Origin of the sequence: Okeania sp. SIO3I5 (genome assembly GCF_010672085.1) — a bacterium.
Lineage (GTDB): Bacteria > Cyanobacteriota > Cyanobacteriia > Cyanobacteriales > Microcoleaceae > Trichodesmium.
Genome location: NZ_JAAHHT010000175.1, coordinates 1 through 8,510 on the forward strand (window position 1 = coordinate 1; position 8,510 = coordinate 8,510).

An 8,510-nucleotide genomic window follows, 5' to 3' on the forward strand; every position below is an offset into this window, starting at 1 on the left:
TCGGACAATCGGACCATCTCCCCCAACAATACACTCTTGTATTCAACTGGATTTGATATTACTCCTTACTCCTTACTCCTTACTCCTTACTCATTACTCATTACTCATTACTCATTACTCATTACTCCTCAGTAATACGATAACTAATTACCCGGATTCTATATGACTCCCTACTCCCAATTTTTCTCATAAAAAAAATATGAATAACTGTAACAGGGTTAAGACAGGGGAGATTTGACGGCCTGCGTGATTGGCTATCCGTCACAAACTCCCACTTTTGCTGCATTGGCCAAATATAGGACAAGCTACAATAAGTACAAAATAAGTACCGGCAGATAGCTAGAGATGAAAAAAAAATGGCCGATCATTGCTAGTCATTGGGAAGGTTAGAATTTATGAATATAGTAACAATTATAGTTTACGTTTTTATGATCCTATGGGGAAGCAAAGGGCAATATCTGTTACTAGAATTAGCAGTCCAGAGGGGTTAGCTATTTCCTCGGAAATAGGGAGAAAAGTTGACAGCGATTTACACAAAGAAAAATGGCTCGGCAAAGGTTATTTTGACTATTCCTTGCGAAAGTACAAACCAGGTTTTGTAGCGAAAAGCAAATGTATAACTCTACGGGATGTTTGGGATAATTATAAACAGAAAAAAATAGATGAAGTTAGCAGGAACAGACAAAAGTAAAGCTGGAAAAGGATAGATGAAATACTTGATAATTTAGGCAATAATCCTGACACTGAGTCATTTAAACTAAAGGCGGAAAAGTTGTATTCTGGAGACTCCTTACTACAGATAGCTGTCGATTTTAATGCCGCACTAAATTTAGCAGAAAACCAAGTTTTTCAGAAATTATTTTTTCGGGTAAAGAAAAAGCTTATCACTCGCTCCAAGCAAGCTTATTCTCAAAATGAATTAAATTTTATTCTTGATGCTTTTTTGGGTGAATGGTACTATTTTTATACTGCTTTTTTAATTTGGACTGGATGCAGGCCAGGTCAGTCGAAGTTACCAGCCATGATATCCGCTTCGATCTTGCTTTGAATGCACCGAGCTTCAGCCCAGTTGCAAGTAATGTCTATTAATCGTAGGGAGCGTCTAATTCATTGGCCTGTATATTTGGCGCTTATGTTTATCCATATATGGCCATCTCTTGAGAAGAGATTGGTTATTTCCGGATTGTTTTTAGTGGCCATTGTTTCTCCTTTTTTGTAGTGGGCATGAGATTGGGCACGCAATGTGCTAATTGGACAATTGTCTCAAGCCTGAATGTCTTATATCAGGAAACTTTTTGGGTTTTCTCGCAAATAATTGATAATTTATTTCCCCCTAATCCTGTAGGGGCGATTTCCGTTTGTCATGCTTCGCAAACGCGAATCGCCCCTAATCCCTTTTTTCTGGAAAGGTCTATTAACGAAGTCAGAAGTCAGTAGGGGGGAATGGCCATATAGCCTTACGGGATGGGCTTCGCAAGGGCGCCCGTACAGAAGTTAACCCACCCCTAACCCCTCCCAGGAGGGGAACTAGGGGATTAGAGCAACGCTCCAAAAACATTTCGTCTTAAAAGGCAGAGTTTTAGACCTAATTTTTTTTGATATAGCGTTACGCATTAAGGTTAGGACATTTATAACTCCTGTTTGCGGAGCATTTCCCTATAAGAAAAACCCTTTGAAACTCTACTATTCCCTATTCCCTATTCCCTATTCCCTAGCGCTATAAAAAGCACTTCTTTTTCAACATCTCTGATCGAGATGCACGTTTTTATACCATTTTTTTTTCAAAATAGTATAATATGTATTGTAAAGTTTTATTAATTTTATAGAAAAACATAGGAAAACAACTAAAAATATCTTAGACTGAGAAAGGATTGCAGAACAGCTCGTTAAATGTTTACAGGAGGGATAATACAGTTAGTAGAACGTACTATTATTAAAAAAAATAATCTAGTGTCAAATACAATGAGTCATGTCAATGTTCGTTTAAATACCGATAATAAAAGTAGTCCCAAACGCTTTTAGCAATGGGATAGAGGGTGTTGTAGTTCACCCCGTTAAGGTAACACTTAATTAAAACACTTGTCTAGGAATATTTTTCTATAGATTTAGTAACTATATATGGTTTACTTATTGACATACTCCCGACTTTGCCCTTACGGGACAACGCGGGATTCTTCAGTCTGGGAAACCCTGACCGCTGCGCATGACAGAGGTGATGTCCTCCCCCTGTGTTGACATTGATAATAACAAAATGCTCCTAGCTTGTGTCTTGGGCCTATGAACGTTTAGCTTATGAAGGTATCCGAATCCAGGCCCAGGCTTTCATCCCGACGCTCCCCCTCCCCCCTTTCCAAGCTATGCTTTATAAACATTTTTCTTAACATAAAACTTGACAACATAGACAAGTTATGTTTTAGTCTTGAATCGGCTTTTTCAGGAGAAAAGTGTATTGAAAAACACACTTTTTTATGAATGTAGACAGAATTCTTCCTCCCCCTCCTCCCCACCCTCCCACAAGGGTTTCAAGAGTTCCTGATAAGGGATAGCTTATCCTTGGGGGGTTAGGGGGGATGGAGAGCGCGGGACTTCCCGCCAGGAAAGTTAACCATCAAATCATCTACAAATAAAGGCTAAAGCCTTTTTCTGGTGAAAAAAGTCCAAGCTTTTCGGTCCAAAAAGCTCAAAAAGTTAGCAATTTGAGCAAACAAGAGCGGAAAAATCAAGGGATAATTATTCCTCCTACCTCCTCTATAATTCAATACGGTTCAGATAAGACTAAAACTTATAAGGTATGGAAGCATTAGATGAACTTTTCAGATTACAGAACTGCAAAAAAAATCCTTAACTGAACCCTATTAAACCGTATTGCTCCATAATTCCCCTGATTCCTAACTCCTAACTCTTAACTCCTGACTCCTAACTCCTGATACCAATTCACTTTAAAGATGTCACAAATAATTTCAGACTTTAGATGTGAAATAATTCCCTAAAATTACTGTGGCATTAAAGTTTCAAGTCTATAAAATCTTACTTTTGACTTTTAATATCATGTCTCATTAAAACTGTAATCAACAATTTTGCCCCAACCTCGTAGTGGCGCGTCAAGCTTGAAAATGTGGGTTAAAAAACCATTACCCTTACAAGGGAAGGGGGGAAATCTCCCCCTCTTTTTGGAAGAGAGGGGTTGGGCGATAGGTATTCTAGGTTATATAAAATCCGGTTATACAGTAATCGCAAAATTACTTCATCTTAATACAGATGTTAAGCATGAATAGAAATTTTAAATTTCATGCTATTCAAATCTTTTCTTTCTCCGTACGGACGTTGCTTGAACATTAATGCGTTACATGTCGCGCAGCGATACGTCCCTACCTCCTGACTCCTGACTCTATCAAGCGATACGATAACTAATTACCCGGATTCTATATTACTCGCTCCTAACCCACAATTTTAGTCTAGACACGCTAGTAGGGAAACCCTTATGCAACGTCCCTACACTGGGGTTAATTAGGGCTTGCTGATTAATTATAAAAGTCTTGATATATAAAGGTTTTAGGTCTTTTAGGGTCTAAAAAAGTGCCTGGTTTTCAGTTGAAAATGCTCAAAAAGCTAGTATTTTGGGCTGACAAAGGCCGAAAAATCACTCTGACAATTCTTACTCCTACCTCCTGACTTCCCCTTCCCCTCCTCTTCCCCTCCAGGGAGAGGGGTTAGGGGTGGGTTGACTCCTACCCTTACTAAAAGACTTTTGAGCGCAAACCCTAATTAATGTTACTTGATATAACTTCGGTGAAACAGTATAGCAGTCGAAGCAAAGATTAGGACATCGATCAATGTTCAAACTCAGTCAGGGATTACTTCTGACTTCTGACTTGTGATTTGCGCGTAGCGCTATATGACTCCTGACTCCTGACTCCTGAATCCTACCTACACTCATAAGACTTTTTCCGCCAACCCTACTTATGACTTACGCAGAAACTGGATTTATCGACAAAATTTTGTGATTTACAGCAGTTTCACGCCCGCGCGTGAGGTACAAAGCTTTACTATTTGTTAAAAACTGGAAACCTGTTAGTAATGAGTAGTAACACAACCTTCCAGGTTGTGGAGGCCTTGAAGACTGTGTTACACTGTACCTCACCATCCTCAAAAGTGAATTGAAAAACAATAACCAGGACAATAAACTTGGTTTCCTATTTGAGTGCGTAAGTCCTGATGCAGACAAAAAGTGGTTAATCCTCCGGAGGAAAAGCAGAGTGCAAAGAAAAATAAAGATAAAACACTCATGCAGTAAAAATGGTTCAAGAACTTGGTTTATCTTCTAAATTTATCCCTGTTGCCAGAATGTCTGAGCAACAAACTAAAGCGAAACGTCATCGGTTGGTGCAAGTATTAATAATGATGCTAGTGATTACCACCTCGATCGGAATCAATGCTTATCGTATAGTACAATTACAGTTAGTTCAGGGAGAATATAACCGAGAACGTGCAGAAAACAACCGTATTCGCCTCATGCCAGTAGCAGCGAGTCGCGGTACAATTTACGATCGCAAAGGTAGAATCTTAGCAAGTAATCTTCTGTCTCGTTCTGTATATTTATGGCCTCAAGAATATTCACCTGCAAAATGGTTAGAAGTGGCAAAGGAACTTAGTCCAATCTTAGATATTCCAGTTACTGATATTATTGATAAGTTAGAGGCAAGTGGCTATAATTCGCCCATAGCAGTAAGAATTACCTCAAATATAGATCGATCTACTTTCGTAGCATTAGCAGAAAAAGCTGGTGAGACAAGAGGAGTAGAAGTTCGTACCGAAAACTTTCGTCACTATCCTCATGGCAGTCTAGCAGCTCATTTAATTGGATATACTGGCGAAGCAACCAAAGAAGAATTAATCGCTAACCCCAAATACCCAATGGGAATGATTGTCGGAAAAATGGGAATCGAACGTTCGGCAAATTCAGAATTGGAAGGAGTTTGGGGTAATCGCCTGATTGAAGTTGATGCCAAAGGTAACGAAATTCAAGAGTTAGGAGTAGAAAACCCCACTGCAGGCAAACCAGTAACATTAACCATCGATCTCGATCTCCAAAAAGTCGCAGAAAAAACGTTAGGAAATCGCCGGGGTGCTGTAGTTGCCATTAATCCCAGAACAGGGGAAGTATTAGCAATGGCAAGCGGACCAACATTCGACCCCAGTCTATTTACAGGGCAAATGACAAGGGAAAAATGGCAACGTCTCCAAGGTGCAAACAAACCTTTTTTGAATCGCGCTCTTCAGGGTTATCCCCCAGGAAGCACTTTCAAAGCTGTTACTTCTGTGGCAGCGCTACAGTCTGGCAAATATGCTCCTAATTCTAGAGTGGGAACTTACAACGCTGTGACTATTGGTGGTATCACTTTTAACGAACACAGTGGTGGTTATGGAGTAATTGGTTTTCGGGATGCTTTAGCTTACAGTAGCAATACATTTTTCTATCAAGTAGGTGTGAAAGTTGGTCCTGAACAGATTTCTAAGTGGGGGCGAGACTTAGGTATTGGTGGTAGTATTGATTTAAAACTATTAGGACTAGATGGTAATCATGGTCAAATCCCTACTCCCAAAGAAAAACAAGAGATGTATGGGGAATCTTGGCATATTGCTGATATTGTGACGATGGGAATAGGTCAGGGTTTGGTATTGGTGACACCTTTAGAATCTGCAGTCATGGTGGGGGCGATCGCTAATGGTGGGTATCGAGTGCAACCTCATTTATTGGCTTCTCAAACTAATACTGCTGCTACGAAATCAATTAAGACTGGGTTAAAGTCTTCAACTATTAGTACAGTGCGAGAAGGGTTAATTGATGTAGTCAGGAAGGGTACTGCTCGACGGTTGAATGATGGCAAAATTCCATTATCCGGTGGTAAGACTGGTACGGTAGAACTTCCAGGGCAACCTGATAACGCAATGTATATAGGTTTTGCACCTGCTTATAATCCTGAAATTGCTGTAGCGGTTGCAGTTGAAGGTGGTGGTTACGGTTCGGTAGGTGCTGCTCCCATTGCTAAGGCAATTTTTGATACCTATTTTGGTAACAAAGGGAAATAGTTATGGATAATGGATAATGGTTTTGTTGCATAAATGTAGCGAGCGCGACTTCTCCCCATAAGAGAAGTTAATTAGAATTCTACAGGACTTACGCAGTACAACTGTATTTAGTATGGGCGAATGCAATTCGCCCCTACGGGTGGTGTATTATTTAGTATTTTGCGTAAGTCCTGTTCTACTTTGTAGCTTTATGGCTGAAAATGTGGTGCTGAGGAATGGTAGAGAGAGTGTGGGAGGTGTGCGAGGTGTGGGAGGTGTGGGAAGTTGGTTCGTGTGGGAAGTGTAGGAAGTGTAGGAAGTTGGTTCGTGTGGGAAGAAATTACAAAACTTATGTATCTTCGCCATTCCTCAGCAGGACTACCAAAAAATTTCCTTTTTAACCAATCCTATCCGTTTCTAAGAAGAGGTAATTATTAATTATTAATTGTTAATTATTAATTATTGAAAATACCGATGCTACCGGACATGATATTATTGGTTGGTTCCGAAAGTTAGATTAGTAGGGGATGTTGTGGAGGATGGGTTGTTTGGTGGCGATCGCGTAGGGACGTTGGATGCAAGTAGAGACCTTGCATGCAATGTCCCTAAAAGGTTTTGGTTATAGCGATGTGCTTCATCAATTTGAAAATCCTATAAATATCTAAGAGCTTAACCGCCGTTAACCCCTACCTATTCAAATAAACTTTAACTCCATTCTATAATCAGTACGATCGCTCCCTTGAGGAGTAACTCGTAAATAATAAACCCCACGATCTAATGTTTGCAAAATTTGTTCTCGACTCGTTCCTCTCTTTCTTGATGTTGAAATCAGACTTTGCTCCGAGTCATACAAAGCAATATTGGCATCATCAAACAACTCATCTAGCACTACCCTTAATTTTCCTTCACGGGGAAGTCGGAAACGATAAAAATCATTGGTATCTCTGTTTCCTACTTCTGTATACCCAATACTATCAGAATTAACAAATCTAGAATTTAGTCTTCCTATGTTAGTAGCTTTCTTAAAGTTACCATCACGATCTCCCCTCTGAATATCATTATCTATAATAGTTCCGATCGCTCTTCTATCTCCTAATTTAGCATTTCTGGGTTTACTCAAAACAACTTGAAATTTTTCATTTTCTTCATCTAAGGTATCTCCTAAGATCGGAACTGAAATAGTCTTTCGTCTTTGTCCTGGTCTAAAAGTCAGAGTACCTTTAGTTGTTTGATAGTCTGACCTTGCTTTTGCAGTACCATTAACAGTGGCATAATTTACTCTAACAGTTTCATCAACTTCACTGTTCAAAGTAACAGTAAATTTGGCTTGTTTTTTTCCTCTATTTCCTTCAGTAATTTTGGCGTCTCTGATAGATATTTTAGCTAAATCATTGTCTTGAATAGTAGCAATTCCTTGATTATCCTCAATCTTGCCATTTTGAGGTTGACTCAAGTTAACAGTAAATGTTTCATCGTTTTCTACTTTTTCATCTCCTAGGATAGGAATAGCGATCGCTTTTTGGGTTTGACCAGGTTGGAAAGTTAGAGTTCCTCTAGTCCTTTTGTAGTCTTGACCTGCTTTAGCGCTACCGTTGACAGTTGTATAGTTTACTTTAACTACTTCATCACTCTCTTGATCTAAAGTCACATTAAACCTTGCTGTTTTTCGACCTCTATTTCCTTCGGTAATTTTCGTATCATTGATAGAGATTTGCGGATCGGAACAAAGTCCTGGAACTAAGTCGCACCATATCTTCCAGAACTGGTCGTTATTGAAACCTGTTATTGGGTCGCGATCGCCTCCACCAAAATCTATATCTATATCTCCAACATCTATGTCTATATCCCCAATATCTATGTCACCTATATCTATATCCCCAATATCTCCAAAACTTTGGAAGGTATCGCCTGTAGATCCAGATTGTACACCAGGTTCAAAAAAATCTAATGATGAATCAAAAAATGGGTCTGAAAATATATTTAGTAAATCGTCCATAATATTAATTATTAATAATAATCGTGTGGGTTTGGCCTCTAAATCCCTAGGTGCTTGGGTTTGGAGACCAAACCCCTACAGTTTTGGTAGTGGTGCATTTTATGGATTGTGCATTTTCATTATCTTTGGAGCGGAGGCGCAACAGTGGGAGCATCTTGCTCCCGTACCTCCTACTCAAAATCCTAGGTGCTTGGGTTTGAAGACCAAACCCCTACAGTTTTGGTAGTGGTGCATTTTATGGATTGTGCATTTTCATTATCTTTGGAGCGGAGGCGCAACAGTGGGAGCATCTTGCTCCCGTACCTCCTACTCAAAATCCTAGGCGCTTGGGTTTGGAGACCAAACCCCTACAGTTTTGGTAGTGGTGCATTTTATGGATTGTGCATTTTCATTATCTTTGGAGCGGAGGCGCAACAGTGGGAGCATCTTGCTCCCGTACCTCCTA

At 39.7% G+C, this 8,510-nt stretch carries 9 protein-coding genes; 8 read left to right on the forward strand and 1 reads right to left on the reverse strand.

Annotated elements, in window-relative coordinates:
* Positions 1–367 precede the first annotated feature (367 nt).
* The 6 genes from F6K40_RS28595 to F6K40_RS28620 all read left to right on the forward strand — a co-directional run bounded on the left by F6K40_RS28595 (position 368) and on the right by F6K40_RS28620 (position 6,694).
* Positions 368–691 carry a hypothetical protein gene (locus tag F6K40_RS28595; RefSeq protein ID WP_293140660.1) on the forward strand — a complete coding sequence of 108 codons (324 nt, stop codon included), beginning with the start codon at positions 368–370 and terminating at the stop codon, positions 689–691.
* Between the two features lie 81 nt (positions 692–772).
* Positions 773–1,048, forward strand: a complete 276-nt coding sequence (locus tag F6K40_RS28600; RefSeq protein WP_293140662.1) for a hypothetical protein — start codon at positions 773–775, stop codon at positions 1,046–1,048.
* 3,248 nt (positions 1,049–4,296) lie between these two features.
* Positions 4,297–6,090 (forward strand): penicillin-binding protein 2, encoded by a 1,794-nt coding sequence (gene mrdA, locus F6K40_RS28605; protein ID WP_293140664.1) that lies wholly within the window; start codon positions 4,297–4,299, stop codon positions 6,088–6,090.
* Between the two features lie 112 nt (positions 6,091–6,202).
* Positions 6,203–6,376: a hypothetical protein gene (locus F6K40_RS28610; RefSeq protein WP_293140666.1), complete on the forward strand. Its 174-nt coding sequence runs from the start codon at positions 6,203–6,205 to the stop codon at positions 6,374–6,376.
* On the forward strand, positions 6,355–6,507 hold the full coding sequence (locus F6K40_RS28615; RefSeq protein ID WP_293140668.1) for a hypothetical protein: 153 nt from the start codon (positions 6,355–6,357) through the stop codon (positions 6,505–6,507). Before F6K40_RS28610 ends, F6K40_RS28615 begins: the two co-directional genes overlap by 22 nt.
* A gap of 61 nt (positions 6,508–6,568) precedes the next feature.
* A complete protein-coding gene (locus F6K40_RS28620; protein ID WP_293140670.1) occupies positions 6,569–6,694 on the forward strand; it encodes a hypothetical protein in 126 nt (41 codons plus the stop codon).
* 69 nt (positions 6,695–6,763) lie between these two features.
* Here F6K40_RS28620 and F6K40_RS28625 read toward each other — a convergent pair whose 3' ends face one another.
* Entirely contained in the window at positions 6,764–8,065 is a 1,302-nt protein-coding gene (locus F6K40_RS28625) for a PPC domain-containing protein (RefSeq protein ID WP_293140672.1), read from the reverse strand.
* Positions 8,066–8,096: 31 nt separating this feature from the next.
* Between F6K40_RS28625 and F6K40_RS28630 the strand changes: the two genes are divergently transcribed.
* Both F6K40_RS28630 and F6K40_RS28635 read left to right on the forward strand, forming a co-directional pair.
* Positions 8,097–8,291, forward strand: a complete 195-nt coding sequence (locus F6K40_RS28630; protein ID WP_293140674.1) for a hypothetical protein — start codon at positions 8,097–8,099, stop codon at positions 8,289–8,291.
* An 11-nt stretch (positions 8,292–8,302) separates the two neighbouring features.
* On the forward strand, positions 8,303–8,510 hold a 208-nt coding region (locus F6K40_RS28635), incomplete at its 3' end, for a hypothetical protein (protein WP_293140676.1).